Source organism: Hymenobacter sp. IS2118 (genome assembly GCF_000715495.1).
Classification (GTDB): domain Bacteria; phylum Bacteroidota; class Bacteroidia; order Cytophagales; family Hymenobacteraceae; genus Hymenobacter.
Map to the genome: position 1 here is coordinate 1 of NZ_JNLX01000090.1, position 19120 is coordinate 19120.

General features: G+C 62.6%; 14 protein-coding genes and 1 tRNA gene. 10 read left to right on the forward strand and 5 right to left on the reverse strand.

What is annotated here, in order from left to right:
* Nucleotides 1–90 precede the first annotated feature (90 nt).
* A complete protein-coding gene (locus tag GM79_RS08125) occupies nucleotides 91–1560 on the forward strand; it encodes an IS4 family transposase (protein ID WP_035561936.1) in 1470 nt (489 codons plus the stop codon).
* 54 nt (nucleotides 1561–1614) lie between these two features.
* On the opposite strand, the gene GM79_RS08130 is transcribed toward GM79_RS08125, so the two are convergent.
* Entirely contained in the window at nucleotides 1615–2316 is a 702-nt protein-coding gene (locus GM79_RS08130; RefSeq protein WP_035562037.1) for a hypothetical protein, read from the reverse strand.
* Nucleotides 2317–2499: 183 nt separating this feature from the next.
* On the opposite strand from GM79_RS08130, the gene GM79_RS24755 reads away from it, so the two are divergent.
* The gene (locus GM79_RS24755) at nucleotides 2500–2697 is read left to right on the forward strand and encodes a hypothetical protein (RefSeq protein ID WP_152559900.1); all 198 of its coding nucleotides are present in this window, start codon (nucleotides 2500–2502) and stop codon (nucleotides 2695–2697) included.
* A 701-nt stretch (nucleotides 2698–3398) separates the two neighbouring features.
* Here the strand turns inward: GM79_RS24755 and GM79_RS22845 are convergent.
* On the reverse strand, nucleotides 3399–5348 hold the full coding sequence (locus GM79_RS22845; RefSeq protein WP_161787139.1) for a T9SS type A sorting domain-containing protein: 1950 nt from the start codon (nucleotides 5346–5348) through the stop codon (nucleotides 3399–3401).
* A gap of 669 nt (nucleotides 5349–6017) precedes the next feature.
* Between GM79_RS22845 and GM79_RS08150 the strand changes: the two genes are divergently transcribed.
* The 3 genes from GM79_RS08150 to GM79_RS08160 are packed head-to-tail and all read left to right on the forward strand — an operon-like array spanning nucleotide 6018 to nucleotide 11405.
* Nucleotides 6018–7376 (forward strand): sigma-54-dependent transcriptional regulator, encoded by a 1359-nt coding sequence (locus tag GM79_RS08150; RefSeq protein WP_035562044.1) that lies wholly within the window; start codon nucleotides 6018–6020, stop codon nucleotides 7374–7376.
* Nucleotides 7377–7433: 57 nt separating this feature from the next.
* Entirely contained in the window at nucleotides 7434–10322 is a 2889-nt protein-coding gene (locus GM79_RS08155) for a PAS domain-containing hybrid sensor histidine kinase/response regulator (protein WP_035562047.1), read from the forward strand.
* A 3-nt stretch (nucleotides 10323–10325) separates the two neighbouring features.
* Nucleotides 10326–11405, forward strand: a complete 1080-nt coding sequence (locus tag GM79_RS08160) for a flavin-containing monooxygenase (RefSeq protein ID WP_051718660.1) — start codon at nucleotides 10326–10328, stop codon at nucleotides 11403–11405.
* A gap of 283 nt (nucleotides 11406–11688) precedes the next feature.
* Here GM79_RS08160 and GM79_RS08165 read toward each other — a convergent pair whose 3' ends face one another.
* The gene (locus GM79_RS08165) at nucleotides 11689–12075 is read right to left on the reverse strand and encodes a T9SS type A sorting domain-containing protein (RefSeq protein WP_051718661.1); all 387 of its coding nucleotides are present in this window, start codon (nucleotides 12073–12075) and stop codon (nucleotides 11689–11691) included.
* Between the two features lie 179 nt (nucleotides 12076–12254).
* On the opposite strand from GM79_RS08165, the gene GM79_RS08170 reads away from it, so the two are divergent.
* From GM79_RS08170 to GM79_RS08180, 3 genes are all read left to right on the forward strand, one after another.
* A complete protein-coding gene (locus GM79_RS08170; protein WP_035562050.1) occupies nucleotides 12255–13373 on the forward strand; it encodes an NAD(P)/FAD-dependent oxidoreductase in 1119 nt (372 codons plus the stop codon).
* 344 nt (nucleotides 13374–13717) lie between these two features.
* A complete protein-coding gene (locus GM79_RS08175; RefSeq protein ID WP_051718662.1) occupies nucleotides 13718–14929 on the forward strand; it encodes a type III polyketide synthase in 1212 nt (403 codons plus the stop codon).
* A gap of 3 nt (nucleotides 14930–14932) precedes the next feature.
* Nucleotides 14933–15631: a methyltransferase domain-containing protein gene (locus tag GM79_RS08180; protein ID WP_035562053.1), complete on the forward strand. Its 699-nt coding sequence runs from the start codon at nucleotides 14933–14935 to the stop codon at nucleotides 15629–15631.
* Between the two features lie 168 nt (nucleotides 15632–15799).
* On the opposite strand, the gene GM79_RS08185 is transcribed toward GM79_RS08180, so the two are convergent.
* Both GM79_RS08185 and GM79_RS08190 read right to left on the reverse strand, forming a co-directional pair.
* Nucleotides 15800–16705: a histone deacetylase gene (locus tag GM79_RS08185; RefSeq protein WP_035562056.1), complete on the reverse strand. Its 906-nt coding sequence runs from the start codon at nucleotides 16703–16705 to the stop codon at nucleotides 15800–15802.
* Nucleotides 16706–17258: 553 nt separating this feature from the next.
* A tRNA-Val gene (locus tag GM79_RS08190) sits at nucleotides 17259–17333 on the reverse strand.
* A gap of 185 nt (nucleotides 17334–17518) precedes the next feature.
* Between GM79_RS08190 and GM79_RS08195 the strand changes: the two genes are divergently transcribed.
* Nucleotides 17519–18205: a porin family protein gene (locus tag GM79_RS08195; protein ID WP_081867631.1), complete on the forward strand. Its 687-nt coding sequence runs from the start codon at nucleotides 17519–17521 to the stop codon at nucleotides 18203–18205.
* Between the two features lie 177 nt (nucleotides 18206–18382).
* A complete protein-coding gene (locus GM79_RS08200; protein ID WP_152559902.1) occupies nucleotides 18383–18877 on the forward strand; it encodes a DUF6992 family protein in 495 nt (164 codons plus the stop codon).
* Nucleotides 18878–19120: the final 243 nt, after the last annotated feature.

Below are 19120 nucleotides of genomic sequence, written 5' to 3' on the forward strand. Positions count from 1 at the left end.
CTTGTCCTTACCCACATCTTTGAAAAGCGCCGGCCAACAGGTCGGCGCTTTTTTGTGGGTTCTTGCGGGGCCGGCTTAGTAGCTTGCGAGATGAGTATTTCGACGCATTTCTGCGACCCGCAGCTGTGGGCGCAGACGCATTTTGGGGGCACGGTGTTGGGCGATGCCCGCCGCAGCCGACGGGTGGTGCAGTTGGCCGCCGGTTGGGCCCGGCAGCCGGGGGCCACCATTCCGCAGTTGGGGACCGGCCAGGCGGGGGCCAGTAAAGCGGCGTATCGCTTGCTGGGCGGTGCAAGGGCCACGCCCGAGGCGCTGCAGGGGGCGCATCAGGCCGTGGTTCGCCAAGCGCTACAGGAGCCGGGCACCTACCTGCTGGTCGAAGACACGAGCGAACTGAGCTGGCCCGAAGCCGACGAGCGCCGGCCCGGCCTGGGGCCGGTCGGGCCGGGCAAGGCCACGAGCCAGGGCGTACTGCTGCACTCGTTGGTGGCCGCCGGCTGGCCGGTGCAGGACCCCGACCCGGCCGCCAAACGGCCCGCCCTGCCGCTGCTGGGCCTGTTGGACCAGCAGTTTCACGTCCGTCAACCGGTGCCGGAGGCCGAAAAAGACCATCTCCACGGCGGCTCGCGCCTGCGCCAGGGCCGGGTCCGCGAATCGGCGCTCTGGTCCCGGAGCTTGCGCAACGTGGGCAGCCCGCCACCGGACGCGCGCTGGGTGGTGGTGGCCGACCGCGGGGCCGACATCTACGAGCACCTGCAGCAGTGCCGGGCCCAGGGCCTGGGCTTCGTGGTGCGCGCCGCCCAGGACCGGGCCCTGGTGGCCGGCGCCGACAAAGCGCCCGCCGGGCGGCTCTTCGCCGTGGCGCGGGCCCAGCCCTCGGCGGGCCAGTTGACCCTGGCCTTGCGTGGCCGGCCGGGCCAGCCGGCCCGCGAAGTGCTGCTCCAGGTCAGTTTCAGCCCCCCGCTGGCCCTGCGTGCGCCCCAGCGACCGGGCGCGGCGACGGGCAAAGGGGACCCGGTTCCCTGCGCCCTGGTACGGGTCTGGGAAGCCGCCCAAGTCGGGGACACAGGCCCGGCCACGCCCGCCCTGGAATGGCTGCTGCTCTGCGACCAACCCATCACGGATTTTGCCCAGGCCCACGCCTGCGCCCGGCAGTACGTGAGCCGCTGGCTCATCGAGGACTTTCACAAAGCCCTGAAAACGGGCCTGGGGGCCGAAAAGCTCCAGCTCCAAACCGCTGACCGTCTTTTTGCCGCCGTCGCCCTGCTCAGCGTGGTCGCATTGGCGCTAGTGGATATGCGCGAAAAAAGTCGCCTCCAACCCGACTTGCCGGCGACGGCAGCGGGGCTGGAAGCGACTTTTTTACAGGTCCTCACGCTGCGCAGTTCACGACCCGTGCAGACTGTGCGCGACGTGTATTATGCCTTGGCTGGCCTGGGCGGCCACCTGGGCCGCAAAGGCGACGGACCACCTGGCTGGCAAACCCTCTGGCGCGGCCTGATGAGCCTGCGCTTACTCGTCGAAGGCGTCCAGCTCGCCGCTCAGCTTAACCAGCCCTAAGATGTGGGTAAGGACAAGTCAGCAACTGACGGGGCTTTTCGTTTCTCCCGCGGCTTAGGCGGCGGGCTTCGCGGCCGGGCCGCCTTTGGCCCCGCCGAGGATGATGAGCTTGGTGTAGCCCTGGAAGCGCAGCCACACCTCGTGCTTGGTGGGCGAGTTTTGGTAGGCGCTGAGCTGCGTGCGCATCTCCTTGATGAGGTTGGCGTTGCGGCGCAGCAGGGCGATGAGTTGTTTGCGGTCGGTAGCACCCGCTACCACGGCGATGCGCTGGCCGGCTTGTTTCTTCTCGAAGCGGGCCAGCTGGGTGGTCGTCTCGGCCAGGTCGTCGGCCGTGAACTCGCGCTTGGCCATCTGGGCGGCCAGGGGCTGGGCCTCCTTCAGCAGCGCCGTGAGCATGGTGGCAAAGCTGCCATCGGCCGCCGCCGCCAGCTCGGAGCGGGAGTAGCGCACGCGGCCGGCCAGGTCCTCGTCCTGGTTGGAGGCACTGGCGGCGTAGCCTTGCAGGGCGGCGGCCAGGCGGGGCGCCAGGGCCTTGAGGCGGGTTTTGGCCCCCGCCTTCTGCTGGGTCACGGTGCCGCTGTCATCGCCCATCACGGCGTCTTCCAGCAGGCGGGCCTGGGCCAGGTTGGCGGCATGCTCGGTCCGCAGGGGCGCGATGTCGTCTTCCAGGGGTTGGTAGAGGGCCTTGTCGGCTTGCAGGCCGTCGGCGGTGGCGGTATCGCGCCGCAGTTGGGCGTCGAGTTTGTTATTGTCCATATCGCTGAGCGTTAAGGGTAGAAGTACCCTCAAACGTAGCGAATATTCCGGTATTGCCGTGGTTTTATAAACAACCGGACCGCCGCCCCTTCCCTCCGGACGCCCGCCAACCGCTTCCGGACCAAAAACCCAGGCGTCCGGACACTCGCCAACCGCTTCGGGACACCCGCCAAACGCTCCCGGATGCCTGCCAACCGCTTCGGGATGTTCGCCAACCGCTTCGGGATGTTCGCCAACCGCTTCGGGATGTTCGCCAACCGTTTCGGGATGTTCGCCAACCGTTTCAGGACTGTAAACCTTTCTTCCGGACTGCAAACCTTTCTTCCAGACCACAAACCTTCGCGCCAGCCGAGGAGTCTCTCCGTTTCGCTTGTGGCTTAGGCGGCGGGCTTCGCGGCGGCACCACCCTTCGGTCCGCCCTGGCTCAGAACCATACTGGTTTAGCGCTGGAAGCGCAGCTACGGTAAGCGGGCGGGAGTAAGTTCTCGTAGGAGAGCAGCTGCATCTTTTTGAGGAGGTTCATCTGGCAGGCCAGCGGGGCAATAACCGTTTTGGGACGGCACTGCCCGTCACCGTCACGTTTCGCTGCCGGGCCCATAAGGGTGTTGCCCAGCGCTAAGTCGTTGGCCGTTTATTTTACTCTTGCCCACGGGCATCTATACCGTCCACGCCCAGGAAGGCGCGATAGTGAAGCGCCTGGTGAAGGAGTAGGCTCCATCGCCGCAGGCAAACGCCTGCCCAAAACCCAAAAAGCACCGGCCAGTAGGTCGGTGCTTTTTTTTGCACCGGCGGCTCCTTGCTCATCGGCATAAAAAAGAGCGCCGGCCGGTTGGCTGACGCTTTCTGATAAGTGACCATGCGCAGCCCTGACACCAATCTAACACCTTAGTCATAAATCTATTAAATTCTGGCGCTCGGCGCTCGTGCACCCCACCCCCTAGCCCCCTCCCCTCCGGGAGAGGGGGGATTAGCACTAGTTCTAAAAAGCTAGAAAACAGGGGTTAAGACTAAAAACTAGTTCCCCCTCTCCCGGAGGGGAGGGGGCTAGGGGGTGGGGTGCACGAGCAGTGAGCGCCAGTCACCTACCGGCCGCTCACCACCAGGCGCTGGGTAGCCACGCGCTGGCCGGCGGCATCGAGCAGCACCACGTGGTAGAGGCCGGGCACGAGCGTGGGCAGTGCCAGGCTGGCCGCTGCCCCGTTCACCGGCCGCTGGCTCAGGAGCTGGCCCAGCTGCGAGTAAGTCTGCACGGTACCGCCGGCGGGCAGGTCGGTAAGCTGAACCATCACGGCCTTGCTATCGGAAGTTGGGTTGGGATATACCGACAGCTGCGGCGCGACGGCGCGGCGCGGGCCCATGGCCACCGACACGACCGGCGAATACGCCTGCTGCCCGTCCACGTCAACCTGGCGCAGGCGGTAGTACAGGATGGCAACGTCCTGGGTACCGGCGTCCGAATCGCGCAGCTTATAGGTCTGGAGACGGCTGCTGTTGCCCGCCGACTGCACCTGGCCGATGGCCTGGAAGGCGGCATCGCGGCCCGTAGACCGCTCCACTACGAAGTGGCTGCTGTTGGCTTCCGAGGCGGTGGCCCAGTTCAGGTCGGTGCCGCCGTTGGCCCACTTGCCGGTGAAGGCGGTGAGCTCCACGGGCAGCGGCCCGACGATGTTGGGCAGGCCGCCGGCCCGGTCATCGGCAAAGGCGTAGGCCACGGTAATGTTAGTTAGAACCGATGCCAGACCACTTACAGTAATCGAGACGGCCGAAAAATCCTGAGTGGTGAGGAAGGACAGCTCCTGACGGCCATCGGGCAGCAGCGTTACGGAGAGCAACGCCTTGCCCGATGCACTTTCCAGCAATTGGTTGCCAGCGTAGGTGCTGACGGTGATGCGCTCCAGCAGCGTTAGGTCGAGCAGATTGTCCCCGGCGTCCAGCACCACGCCGGCCCGGTTACCGGCTTCTCCTGAGTTGCCGCCGTCGGCGTCGAGGTCCAGTTTCAGCTCCACCACGTTGGCCACGCCAATGCCCACTTTGATTACTGCATTGGTATTCGGGTTGTTATCAGCCGCGCCTTCGGGGTTCACAACACGGCAACTAAGGCACAGCAGTGCGGAAATCGTAACCGAGGCATGGTCAGATGCTTCGCCGGAGTCGAAATCCGACAGTACTTCCGTTTCGGCCTCAAATGCTTTGGCCTCTACCCCGAAGCCGTAGTAGATTTCCAGGTCGTCGAGCACCGTCAGCAGGCCCACGCGCTCAATTTTCACTTCGTCGAAAGCCAGGGTTGAAGGGAAGCTCACCTGGGTTTTGCCATCGGGCAGCACGCGCAGCTCCAGCACCCCCAGGCCCGTTTGCGACTCCTTCTTCACCCCGTTGAGGTAAGTTGTCACCCGCAAGCCCGACAGCACACTCGCATCGAGCAGGCCATCGCTGCCGCTGCCAATTACAAAGCCGGCGTAGTAGCCGGCCGGTGCGGGCTGGCTGCCTTCCAGGGCCACCGTCAGGGCCGAAGGGCAGGCCACCGTAGCCAGGTTGTTGAAGGTTGCGAAGTTGGTCAGGTCCTTGTCCACTGCCCTTTGAGGATTGGCGATGCCGGCAAAGCCGCACACGCTCACGATGCCCACGCCCTTGGTGCCCGTGCCGTAGTAAGGGGCCAGCTCCGCCGCGGTGGTTCCGGCAAACCGCGATATCAGGCCCAGTACCGGCCGTTGCACCAGGGCGGGCACGGCATAGGCGTAGTGCACCCTGAGTTTATAAGACAGCGTAGCAAGCCCCCCCACCTGCAGTTCGATGGCGGTGAACGGCGTACTAGCGACGAACTCCAACTGTACGGGCGAGCCAATGCCATTCAACAAGCTCTCGGCCACCGCCGCCGATATCACCACCGTCTGCATTTTATCGGCCCCATTGTACGTAACCAAACGAAGCACGCCCAAGGCATTCAGATTCACCAGATTGTTACCACTGACTGGTCGGCTCACCAGTACGCCGGCCCGGTCGCCTGTTACTCCCCCGGCTCCATTCAGTCTCATGCGAATGGTTTCGAAATTGGCAATCCCAATTGCAGTATTGAGGGTGGCAAAGTTCTGCAGATTGGTATCGCCTGCCCGCTCTGGATTTTCAACTCCTTTATCGAACCGCAAAAAGTTCAATAAAATAGCATTGCTACTGAAGGCAGTAAAATTGGTAATCGACCCTGCGCCAGCGTTTGAATACGTGGGGTCGGGAGCGGCGGCGAATGCGCTACCGGCAAGCAGATAAAGCAGCGCCACAAACGAGAGAACCCGAACTCGAGCTAGTAAGACGGAAGTAGGAGTAGCGATTCGCATGATAACTGATGAAAAATATTTAAGCAATTGGCACACTGCCGTTCACCTTCATACAATTCCGCTGCCACGAGTCAGCCCCCTTCCTTGTTGACTTAACAGTCAATTACATAGTTTTTATACAATACATAGCCAGCGGTCCCATTACTGGAATTTGTTCCTAAATCGAGAATTAGAAAAAATTTTGCTAGCAATCCAACCGCGCATTCGTTTCGTACATGACGTGTTTTGTCGGGTTTTTTTAGCTCGTCTATCTACAAAAGATTACTTTTGTAATGTAATTTTTCCGATACCACTTAGCTATTCACCACTGGAATCAGGCCGCTGGGTAGCCTGATTCCACTTGAACTGAGCGCTACCTATATTATTCCAAGCATGGCTTTATCCCTACCCTTCAAAATTTTTGTAGTCGAAGACAACGAGTGGTACGGCGAGCTGCTGGTGCACCGCCTGGGCCAAAACCCCAACCACGATGTGCAGCGGTTTACCACGGCGCGTGCCTGCCTCGACCAACTCGGCGAATTGCCCGACCTCATCACCCTGGATTACTCCCTGCCCGACAGCAAGGGCGAGCAGGTGCTCCGGCAGATTCGGGAGCGACTACCGACGACCGAAGTCATCGTGATTTCGGGCCAGGAAGATGTAACTACGGCCGTGACTATGCTGCGCCAGGGGGCCTACGACTACCTGGTGAAAGACGAAAACACGCTGGCCCGTCTCTGGAACATTGTGAGCAAAGTGAGTGAGCAGGCCAGTCTGCGGCGCGAAAACACCCAGCTCCGACAGCAAATTGGGGGGCGGTTTGGGCCGGGGCAGGCCATTTTGGGCGAGCACGCCACCGTGCAGCTGGTGCACACGCTCATTGCCAAGGCAGCCCGCACCACCATCACCGTGAGCGTGAGTGGCGAAACCGGCACCGGCAAGGAGCTGGTGGCCAAAGCCATTCACTTTCAATCGAGCCAGGCCAGCAAGCCCTTTGTGGCCGTGAACATGGCCGCCATTCCGCGCGAGCTGGTGGAGAGCGAGCTGTTCGGGCACGAAAAGGGCGCCTTTACCGGGGCGGTAACCCGCCGGGTGGGGCGGCTGGAAGAAGCCAACGGCGGCACCCTGTTTCTGGACGAAATAGCCGACCTCGACCTGAGCCTGCAGGCCAAGCTGCTGCGGGTGCTGCAAGAGCGGGAAGTAACCCGCGTGGGCGGCAACCAGACCGTGGCTTTTGACGTGCGCCTGATTGTGGCCACTCACCGCGACCTGCTGGCCGAAGTGCAGGCCGGCCGCTTCCGCGAAGACCTGTACTACCGCCTGCTGGGCCTGCCCGTGGTGCTGCCCCCCCTGCGCCAGCGTGGCAACGACGTGCTGCTACTGGCCGATGCCTTTGTGCGCGCGTTCTGCTCCCTCAACAACCTGCCGCCGCGCCAGTTCACGGAATGCGCCCGGGCCCGGCTGCTGGAGCACCCCTTTCCCGGCAACGTGCGCGAGCTGAAAGCCGTGGTGGAGCTAGCCACGGTGCTGGCCGATGGCGAGTTGATTCAGGCCACCGACCTGCCCCTGCGCTCGGGCCATGCCATGCAAACGCCCGGTGCCCAACGCTCGCTGCGAGAGCAAACCACGGCCATTGTGCAAAAATGCCTGGATGAGACGAACGGCGACGTGCTGGCCGTGGCAACCCGGCTCAGCATCGGCAAGTCCACTATCTACCGCATGATTCAACAAGAGGAGTTGCACATAGGTTAATAATGCCGCGATGGTGTTTATTTGCTTCTCACTGGCCACCACCGATACGCTTGTCCCATGATGCGCTACTCCCGTTCCTTCCGTGTGAGCCGCCGGCCGGCCGTGCCCGCCGGGCGCCGGGTGGCCGGGCGCCCGGCCCGCGACGCGGCAGGTACCCAACCAGAACTGCCGCCTGAAGACTCCCTGCTGTTTCCCCAAGCCCTGGCCGATAAGGTTCCGCTCATCTTGTTCAGCTACGATTTGCAGCGGCGCCGGCTGCTGCGCTGCAACCAGCACTGCCAAACGGTGCTGGGCTACAGTGGCCAGGAGCTGCTGCACTTGGGCGAGGAGCTGGGCCCCAAGCTGCTGCACCCCGATTCGCTCACGCAAGTGCGGCAAAGCAACCTGTCTGCACTGCTGACCGAAGGCCATGGTCTGAATTGGGACTGTCGCCTGCGCCACCGCGACGGCAGCTGGCGGTGGCTGCGCATTCGCCTGCAGGCGGGGACCAAAGACCCCACCGGGCAGGCAGTGGAAATGCTGGGCAGTGCCGAAGACGTAACCCGCCACCGCGCCGCCCTGGAAGAGCTGCGCCAGAGCCGCCACCTACTGCGGCAGGTAGTGGACATGGTGCCCAATCTCCTCTACATCTACGACCTCGACCAGGAGCGCAACACCTATTCGAACCGGCGCACCGAGCAGGTGATGGGCTACAGCAGCGAGGAGCTGCTGGCCTTCCCCGAAGGAATGCTGCTGGCGGCGGTGATGCCTCCCGAAACATTCAGACAGGTGCGGGAGCATTTTGCGCTGGTAGCCCGGCTGCCCGATGGCGAAACGCGAACCATCGAATTTGCCGTGCACCACCGCGATGGGGAGCTGCGATGGCTGCGCGGCACGCACGCTCCGTTTGCGCGCGCGGCCGATGGCCGGGTTGTCAGCATTATCGGCGTGGCCGAAAACATCACCGAACGGCGCACTGCCGACGAGCGCAGCCGGGCCGATACGGCACACATCGCCGAGCAGCACCGCCTGTTCCGGCAGGTTATCGACGCCCTGCCGCATCCCGTCTACCTCAAGGATGGCCACGGCAACTACTTGCTGGCCAATTCGGCCATGGCCGCCCTGTACGGAACCACGCCGGAAGAGCTGCTGCGCAAAGGCGAGCACAACGTGCCCGCTGCCAGCACCCACGACACCGAGCGCTACCTGGCCCAGGACCAGCAGGTACTGAGCACGGGCCAGGATTTAAACATCGAGGAATCCTACACCTACCCCAACGGCGAGGTGGCCTGGTTTAGCAGCGTCAAACGGCTGTTTGTGCGCACCGATGGCACCGCGCAGGTGCTGGGAGCAGATAGCAACATTACCGAGCTCAAGCGCACGCAGCTGGCGCTGGAAACGGCCATTGCCACGGCCGAAGTAGACGCGCAGGCTAAGCAGGACTTTTTGGCCAACATGAGCCACGAAATTCGCACGCCGCTGCACGGCATTCTGGGCCTGACCAGCGTGCTGGCTAAAACCACGCTCAGCCGCAGCCAGCACGACTACCTGCGGCTGCTGGCCGAGTCGGCCGACCACCTGCTCATGGTGCTCAACGACGTGCTGACTACCGCCCGCCTTGGCGCCGGCAAGCTGCGCCCCGAAACGGCCCCCTTCAACCCCGAAGAGCTGCTTTTGGGGTGTGCTGCGCTGCTACGGCCGCGGGCCCGCGAGAAAGGCCTGCGCCTGCGCGTGTCGAAGCCCACGGCATTGCCCCCGGTGCTCGGCGATGCCCACCGCCTGCGACAGGTGCTGCTCAACCTGGTCAGCAACGCCATCAAGTTCACCATCACCGGCCAGGTGCTGCTGCGGTGCCGGGCCGTGCCGCCCCCGCGCAACCCCACCGAGCTGGCGGGCACGGTCTGGCTGCAGTTCACGGTGAGCGATACGGGCGTGGGCATGTCGCCCCAAACCCTCGCCAAAGTGTTCGAGCCGTTTGCCCAGGCTGCCGCCAGCACCGACCGCGAGTACGGCGGTACGGGCCTGGGGCTGAGTATTTCGGAGGGCCTGGTGCGGCTGATGGGCGGCGTGCTGCAAGTGAGCAGCGAAGTGGACCAGGGCAGCACATTCGCCTTCACGCTGGCTTTTCCGCCGGTGCCAGCCGCCGCTGCGCCCGGTACTACACGGGAACGAACCCCGTCCGTGGCCCCGGCGGGCGGACGCATTTTGCTGGTCGAGGATAATCTGGTGAACAGCTTGCTGGCCGAAACAGTGTTGCGCAACTGGGGCTGGCAGGTAACCACCGCCACCAGCGGCCCAGCAGCCATTCAGCTGTTCGAGCACCGCTCGTTCGACCTGGTGCTCATGGACATCCAGATGCCCGGCATGGACGGCGAGACAGCCGCCCGCTTCCTGCGCGAGCACCCCGACCCCGTGCGGGCCGCCACGCCCGTTATCGCCCTCACGGCCCGCGCCCAGGCCGGCGAGGCCGAACGGCTTCAGGCAAATGGATTTGCCGGTTATCTTGCCAAACCTTACCGCGAAGAACAGCTGCTGGAAACCATGCACGCCGTGCTGGCCCGCCAGCAGCTCCTCGCCGCCCCCCCACCGCTCTGTAATCCTACCGCCGCCATGACTTCTGCCACTCCTTTGTACGACCTGAGCAACGTACGCCAACTGGTGCGCCAGGACGAGGCCATCGTTCGCCGCCTGGCCTGGGCCTTTATCGAAACCACGCCTGCCATTCTCGCCGCCCTCGACGAAGCCCTCACCCGCGGCAACTGGGAAGAGGTAGGCGACGCGGCCCACCACCTCAAAAGCTCCCTCGACGGCCTGGGCGTGGAGAGCCTGCGGCACATCATCCGTGAAATCGAAAACTACGGCGCCACCCCACCTACCCCACTCCTCGCGGCCCAGCAGGTAGCGCAGGTGCGCGCCACCACCGAACAGGTAATGGCCGACCTGCGAGCTGAATTTCCGGAACGCTAACCCATGCGCCCCGCCGATACTTCTGCTCCCGCGCCCCTTATTCGCACCGATACCGTGGTAATTGGGGCGGGCCAGGCCGGGCTGGCCGCCGCCTACTATTTGCAGCAGGCCAAGGTTGATTTTCGGGTGCTGGATGCTGCGCCTGCCGCCGGCGCCGCCTGGGCCACCCGCTACGATTCGCTGCGCCTGTTTTCGCCGGCCGGGGTGAGCGGCCTGCCGGGCCTGCCGTGGCCGGGCGCCGCCACGCACTACCCCACGCGCGACGAAACCACGGCCTACCTGCGCCAGTACGCCGCCCATTTCAACTTCCCCATCGAACTCAACCGCCGGGTAACCCGCCTGGCCCCAGGCCCGGCCGGCTACGTGGTGGAAACAGCAGACGGCCCCACCTACGCCGCCCGGCGGGTTATCATCGCCACCGGCCCCTACACCCGCCCCAAAATTCCGGTGTGGGCGCCGCTGCTGCCCGCGGCCGTGCTGCAGCTGCCCAGCCGCGACTACCAGCGCCCCACCCAGCTACCCGGCACGGGCCCCGTGGCCGTGGTGGGCAGCGGCAACTCGGCCCTGCAGATTGCCGCCGACATTGCCGCCGCCGGCCGGCCGGTGTACATGGCTTTTGACGAAAAGACGCCGGCCATGCCCAACAACCGGCTCATGTGGGGGTTTCTGGCCCTCACCGGCCTGCTGGGCGTTTCCCGGCACACGGCCCTGGGCCGCAAAATGTACCACAGCCCCGAACCAGTGGTAAGCGGCGACTTAGCCAAGCTGCGGCGCTTTGCCAACGTCCGGTTTATTGGGCGGGCTGAAGCTGCGCTGCCTTCGGGTGCCATTCAGGGGCGGCGGGCAACCTCCGAACCGCTCGAAGCGGTGGTGTGGGCCACCGGCTACCGGCCCGACTATGGCTGGGTAGAGCTGCCCATTCTGGAAGCCGATGGCAGCCCCCGGCACCACCGTGGCCTCACGGAGGCGCCCGGCGTGGCTTTTTTAGGCCTCAACTGGCTTGACAGCCGCCGCTCGGCGCTGCTTTATGGCGCCGGCCCCGATGCCCGGCGCGTGGTGACCGCGCTGCTGCAGATGCCCTAATCTTGTTGAAACCCGAACCTCCTTTTACCGGTTGTATGGATGAGCTGCTGCCCTCGGGCAAAAGCTGATTTTATTAACCTGCTTTCTCTTAAGTATTATGTTAATTCTCACGCTCGGCTTCCTGGCAACCACTGCCCTCATCGCCCTCCACAAGACTTCCAACGCGAAACCCGCTCTGATTCCCGTGCGGGTTCGGGTAAAATAATTTGTCTCGATTTATTCCATAAAAAAAGCAGCCGATGGGCTGCTTTTTTTATTTGTCGTAATTACCTGCCAGTTGCTGTTAGCGAATCACCAATTTACACATCTGGCTGGTGTTGTCGGCTTCGAGGCGCACGTAGTACAAACCATTGGCAAACTTGCTGAGGTCGAGCATTTTGGTGTACCGGTCATTCATCTCGGTCAGCGTTTCGCGGTACATCACCGTTCCGATGACGTTGAGCACGCTCAAGGCCACCTTTTTACCCTGCAAGTTATTGATTGTCAGGTGCACAATGCCGGTCGACGGGTTGGGATAAACCAGTAGGGTGCGGTCATCGCCGGGCTTGCCTTGCTGGCCGGGGCGGGCTACGGTAGCTGCCGAAGCAATAGGCAGGCTGTTGGGCAGCGGCCCAAAACCGAGGCTGAGGCAGCCCGTTAATAAAAGAGATAATAGTAGGCGTGGCATCATATTAACGGGTAAGTTCGAGGGCGGGAACAAGCGCGGCGCGCTAGGGCTTAACGAGTAGGATTGATTTAAGTTGACAAAGGTACAAGCGCGTGGGCATCAGGCCTAGTAGTATATATCAAAAGCCCGATAAATTACGGTTTCTACTTCTTTTAATTCTGATTTTAATTAAAAAAGGTTACGTGGAAATACTTCTGATAGGCGGCGGCCTGGCCGGCCTGGCTGCCGCCCTGGATTTGGCGGGCCGCGGGCACCAGGTAGCGGTAGTGGAGCGCAAGCAGTACCCGTTTCATAAGGTGTGCGGCGAATACGTGAGCAACGAGGTGCTGCCCTACCTGCGGCGCCTGCACGCCGACCCCGCCGCGCTGGCCCCGGCCGCCATCAGCCAGTTCCTGCTCACGTCGCCGGGCGGCCGGGGCCTCAGCGCCCGGCTGGACCTGGGCGGGTTTGGGGTGAGCCGCTACGCCTTGGATAATTTCCTGTACCACCTGGCCGTGGACCGGGGCGTGGTCTTTCATCTGAAAAACACGGTGACTGACGTGACCTACGACGCCGCCACCGACCAGCACCAGGTGGCCCTGGCCGACGGCCGTACCCTGACGGCCCGCGTGGTGCTGGGCACCTATGGCAAGCGCGCCAACCTCGACCGGCAGCTGCAACGGCCCTTTTTCACCCGGCGCTCGCCCTACCTGGGGGTGAAATACCACCTGCGCCTGCCCGGCTTCCCGCGCGACCTGATTGCGCTGCACAACTTCGCCGATGGCTACGCGGGCATCTCGGCCATTGAGGAGGATAAGCTGTGCTTTTGCTACCTCACGTCGCGCCAAAACCTGCGGCGCCACGGCACCATTGCGGGCATGGAGGGCGAGGTGCTAGCCAAAAACCCCCGCCTGCGCGAAATCCTCGACGCGGCCGAACGGCTCTACCCGCAGCCCGAAGTCATCAACGAGATTTCCTTCGCGCCCAAGCAGCCGGTGGAGCAGCACATCCTGATGTGCGGCGACGCGGCCGGCCTCATCACGCCACTTTGCGGCAATGGCATGGCCATGGCGCTGCACGGCGCGGCGCTGGGCGCGGCGGCGGCGCACGATTTTCTGAGCGCCAAAACCACGCGGGCCGAGATGGAAACGGCTTATTCGCGGGCCTGGCACGCGCAGTTTGCGGCGCGGCTGCGGGTGGGCCGGGCGGTGCAGGGGCTGTTTGGCGGGCCGGTGCTAAGCGAGCTGGTGATAGGCGGGCTGCGGCACTGGCCGGGGGCGGTGCAGTCGCTGATGCGCCGCACCCACGGCCAGCCATTTTGAGTTTTGGCTATTGTTTTTTTGATATTCAAGAGCTGTACCAAGCGGCCCGTGTGTTGGTTTGGGCCGGGCATTCAGGCAGGCCCGGCCGAATCGGGTGGGGAGGCTGAGCACTGGCCGTCGCCTTACTTTCGCCGCAGCGCAGTTTTGCGGGCCGACCGAGCATGGTGCCCGGCCAGCCCACCGCAACCGCGACGCCGAAATCTTATTAGCCCTATTTCATCGAAGCAAAGCGCAAAAACGTTTGTTGTACCGTAAGTAGTGGCGTTAATGAGTGGTGCGGCCGTACATTCATCGCCCGAGCTACTCTGATAATACCTGCATCCAGAATCGTAATTCACTCCGCAATGCCGAGTTATTTAGGTGCCATCGGCACTGCCAATCCTGTTCACCGCATCGCTCAGTCGCAAATTGCCGACTTCATGGCGCAGGCCCTGGCCTTCGGCGACGATGAAAAGCGCAAGCTGCGGGCCCTCTACCGGGTGTCGGGCATTGAGCACCGCTACTCGGTGCTGCCCGACTATGGCCGGGCCAATGGCGACTACACGTTTTTTCCTAACACGCCCACGCTGGAGCCGTTTCCGAGCGTGGGGCAGCGCATGGCCGTGTACCGGCGCGAGGCCCTGCCCCTGGCCATCGAAGCCGTGCGCCACTGCCTGCATCAGGTGCCCGACATAGCACCGGCCAGCATCACCCACCTCGTCACAGTAAGCTGCACGGGCATGTACGCGCCAGGCCTGGATATTGAGCTGGTGCAGGCGCTGGGCCTAAAGTCTAACGTGCGCCGCACCTGCGTAAATTTCATGGGCTGCTATGCCGCCGTGAATGCCGTGAAGCTGGCCGATGCCTTTTGCCGGGCCGATGCCGAGGCCCGCGTGCTCATCGTGAGCGTGGAGCTGTGCACCCTGCATTTCCAGAAAAGCCCCGAGGAAGACCACCTCATCAGCAACGCTTTGTTTGGCGATGGCGCGGCGGCCTGCCTCGTGCAAGCCGCGCCGCTGCCCAACGGCGCGCCCAGCCTGGCCCTGCAAGGCTTCCACTGCGGCCTGGAGCCCGACGGGCACGACGATATGGCGTGGCACATCAACGACTTTGGCTTCGAGATGACGCTGAGCGGCTACGTGCCCAAACTCATTCAGCGCGGCATTCGCAGCCTCACCGACGGGCTCCTGAGCAGCCTGCCCGTGCAGCTGGCCGACATCCGGCATTTCGCCATTCATCCCGGGGGCCGCAAGATTCTCGAAACCATCGAAACCGAGCTGGGCCTGACCCGCGACGACAACCGCCACGCCTACCGCGTGCTGCGCGACTACGGCAACATGTCGTCGGCCACGGTGCTGTTTGTGCTGCGCGAGGTGCTGGCTCACGCCACCCCGGCCGACCACGGCGCGCCGGTGCTCAGCTTCGCCTTCGGGCCGGGCCTTACCATGGAAGCCATGCTGCTGGAGATTTCATCCAAAAACAGTCCGCTGCCCTTTCAGGAGCAATTAACTGAGGAAAAACAGCAGCAGAAATCCGCTGCTTCGGCACCGTTGCCCGAATTGTTAAATGTTAATTGATAGATGTTGACTGAACGAGCTTCCGGCCCGGAGCTGATGGACGACCTGACGCTGGCCACCGACGACCTGCGCCAGAACCTCGACGAGCTGGAAACCATCAACACCTGGCTGGGCGGCTACGCGCCGGTGCTCGACGCGCTGCGGCGGCTGAAGCCTCGGTTTCCCGCCGGCCGCCCCCTGCGCGTGGCCGACCTGGGCAGCGGCGGCGGCGATACCCTGCGCCACATCGCACGCTGGGCGCGCAAAAACCAGGTTGCCGTCGAACTAACGGGCATCGACGCCAACCAGTTTATGCTGGACTACGCGACGGCCAAAAGCCGGGCGTATCCCGAAATCAGCTACCGGCAGTTCGATATTTTCGCGCCGGAATTCCAAGCCCAGCCCTACGACATTGTTACGTGCAGCCTGTTCTGCCACCATTTCGAGGACGACGAGCTGGTGACGCTGCTGCGGCAGTGGCAGCAGCAGGCACAAGTAGCGGTGGTTATCAACGACCTGCACCGGCACTGGCTGGCCTACCACAGCATTAAGTGGCTCACGCGGCTGCTCGGCGGCTCCTACCTGGTGCGGCACGATGCGCCATTGTCCGTAGCCCGCGCCTTCCGCCGGCACGATTGGGTGGGGTTGTTGCAGCGCGCGGGCATCACGCACTACGAGCTGCGCTGGCGCTGGGCCTTCCGCTGGCAGGTGATTTTCAGTTAACAAGTGAGTAGTCAGCTGCAAGCATTGAGCGACAAGCTGCAAGCTTTTATTATCAATTGGCTGCCAGTTATTCGATGTGCGTTTTTTTTGTACAACTAATTAACAGTGAGTGTCATTTAAAATTATTTGATTGAGCTTGACCACTGTTCATTGTTAACTTATTAATCGTTAGCTGAAAAGCCCGGCGGCTACCCGGTAAGTATTGGCGTGGGCTTCTACGATGTCGATGATGCGCTCGGAATAGCCGCCGCCCATGCACACCACAACTGGCAGGCGGTGCCGGTGGCAACTGCCCAAGACCAGTTCGTCGCGCTGTTGGCAGCCGGCGCGGGTGAGGGCGAGGTGGCCCAGCTTATCGGTAGCCAGCACGTCGACGCCGGCCAGGTAAAACACGAAGTCGGGCTGCACTTCGTCGAGCAGACGCGGTAGTGTTTCGCCCAGCAGCTTCAGGTAGAGGGCGTCGTCGGTGCCATCGGGTAGCGGCAGGTCGAGGTCGGAAATTTCTTTGCGGGCCGGGTAGTTGCGGGCCCCGTGCATGGAGAAGGTGAACACCCGCGGCTCGTGCCGGAAAATGGCCGCCGTGCCGTTGCCCTGGTGCACGTCGAGGTCCACGATGAGGACTTTTTTCACGGCTGGCACGTGCGCCAGCAGCCAGGCGGCAGCGGCGGCCTGGTCGTTGAGCAGGCAAAATCCCTCGCCCCGGTCCCGAAACGCATGGTGCGTGCCGCCGGCGATGTTGAACGCCACGCCGTGCGTCAGCGCTAGCCGGGCCGCCGCAATGGTGCCGCCCAGAATGGTTATCTCCCGCTCAAACAGCGCGGCCGACCACGGAAAACCAGTGGCCCGCTCCTCCTGCCGCGTGAGCTGGCCCAGCCGCAGCCGTTGGTAGTACCCGGCCTCGTGCACCAGCAGAATATCGGCCTCAGCGGGCGGCGTGGCCACAAAAAAATCGGTTTCGGCCGCCGTGCCTTCGCGTAGTAGCTGCACGGGCAGTAGCTCGTATTTCAGCATCGGGAAGCGGTGGCCGGCTGGCAGCGGGTGGGCGTAGTTGGGTGCGAAGGCAATGGGAAGCATGGCGCAATAACCAACGAGCGGCCCATCTGGCCGCGGCGCCGGGTTCAAACGCCTGCCTTACACCGGGCGGCCACCGTTGGGCCAGGTTATGAAATAGCGAATTATGCACCGGGGCGCTTGCTTGTCTGACGGCTATGATGCTAATTGCCAATGCGAATCCGAACACCAGCTGCTGGCAAAGCTGAGGAAACTCCAGAGACATCAAAAACAAGCCCTGACCGTGCGCGGCCGGGGCTTGTTTTTTTTATACTTAACGCGATTTTGAAGTCCGTGCACGGGCAAATGGGCCGGTGGCTAGGGCGCGGATGTCACAAGGCCACGGCCCCAACCAGGCGACAGGCCAACGCATGTTGTAGGAACGCGCCTTGGCGCGTTCGGCGCCTGAGAGCCAACGGCAAGGGCAACGTCCCGGTCAGGCGCTGAACGTTCTCAGGCGCGTTCCTACAACAGTTCGGAACCGCTCTTTGTAGGTATCATGGAATTGGGCCGGCTCGCAGCGGCAGGTACTGGTCCAACAAAAAACCCTCATTGCTTGCCGCAATGAGGGTTTTCGTGAGGCGTATTGGGCTCGAACCAACGACCTCCACCGTGTCAGGGTGGCGCTCTGAACCAACTGAGCTAACACCCCAGGCCAGCCCGGCATTAAGCCGGGCTGCGGCCCCAAAGGTAGTGCACGGGCGCACGGGCAAGCAACCCTTTTTTCAGCTTGTCTCGCCGGACAGGCAACTTTCTGGCCCCGGTAAAGTATAGGTGCGAACGGGAATAGTAATCTTCCCCAGGTCACTGGCCCATCCTCCTCATTCTATTTTACTCATGAAAAAGACACTTTTATTCTTGTTATTCGCTGCTACTACTTCTACGGCCGCTTTCGCACAGGCCCGGCCGGGTGGCGAAATGTCTTCTAAAGACTATACCGGCGGCGGCACCACCGACTCGCGCAACACCGGCTTCGGCATCAAGGGCGGCTACAACCTGAACGGCCTGCGCGGCGACGACATCGGCGGCATCGACCGCGAAGCTCGTAACGACGTGCATGCTGGTGTATTTGGGCAGTTTGGCTTCAGCGAGTTTGCTTCGGTACAGGCCGAGCTGCTGTATTCGCGCCAGGGCTTCGAGGGTAAAACCAGCGTGGCCAACCCAACTGCACCGCAAAGATTCCGCATGGATTATATCTCGTTGCCCGTCATGTTCGTGGGCAACTTCACCGAAACCCTCAGCTTCCACGTCGGGCCGCAGGTGTCGCTGCTCACCAATATCCGTCAGGGTGGCGAGAGCCTCGACATTGACTCCAATGGCTTCAACTCCCTCGACTTTGGGGGCGTGGGCGGGCTCGAAGCCCGGTTGGGGCCGGCCCGCCTTGGTGCGCGCTACAACCTGAGTTTGGGCAAGCTGTTTGAAGACGGTGCCAACACGGCTGGCACTATCAGGTCTGATTTCTCTGACAGCAAGGTTTACAACAACTTATTCCAGATTTACCTGGGCATCGGCTTCACCCAATAACCTTCCCTTTCCACTACATTTCCATTGCTACTAAAAAGGAGGCCCAATGGGCTTCCTTTTTTTGTTACCCGTGAAGCTGTTTAGAAACTCGCCAATCAGTCATTCTTCACTACGCGCTGCATGAGCCCGTTTGCTGACTTTCTAAACAGCTTCCACATCCCAATCCTGCCTTTTGCCATGCCACACCCTGAATTCATTGTTGAAGCCCGCGACTTGCTCCTGAGCCGGGGCCTGTCGGTTTTAGCCGCTTGGGCCGTACTCAACGTGGTGGTGAGCGGCTACCGGGCCGCACGTACGCCCCGCCACCTCGAATCATTTCATTTTCATGGCATGAACCTGGGCTGGGGGCTAGTGAATGCCGGGCTGGCGGGGTGGGGCTTGTGGCAGCTGCACGCCGGCCCACCCCCCAGCCTGCACCTCAGCGACTTATTCCGGGAGCAATTGCTGAATGAGAACCTGTTTTTGTTCAATACCGGTCTGGATGCGGCTTATATCATGACCGGTTTCTACCTGCGGGCCCTGGCCGGCCAGCCCGCCCGGTCGCAGCCAGCGCGGTTGGCGGGGTTTGGCCGCTCCCTGTGGGTGCAGGGCGGTTTTCTGCTGGTATTCGATGCGGCGATGTGGGCCCTGCTTCATAAGCAAGGTCAGCAATGGCTTCTCCTGATGCACTGAACAGAAAAAGCCAGCTACTCCAATCCCATTATGGGACGCTTTGCCCACTTTAAGAATAGCCCGGGATTTTAAACCGGTAAATGAGTTCGTAAGGGTGCAATTCAAATTGTCGCGGCGTATTGGTAACTTGTGTCATGCCTACCTCCCCCACCACCGCCATGAGCAAAGCCGAATATCTCGCCTTGGCCGAGCAAAAATACAACGATTTGCAGGCCCTCGGGACCGCGCCGACTTTCTACGATT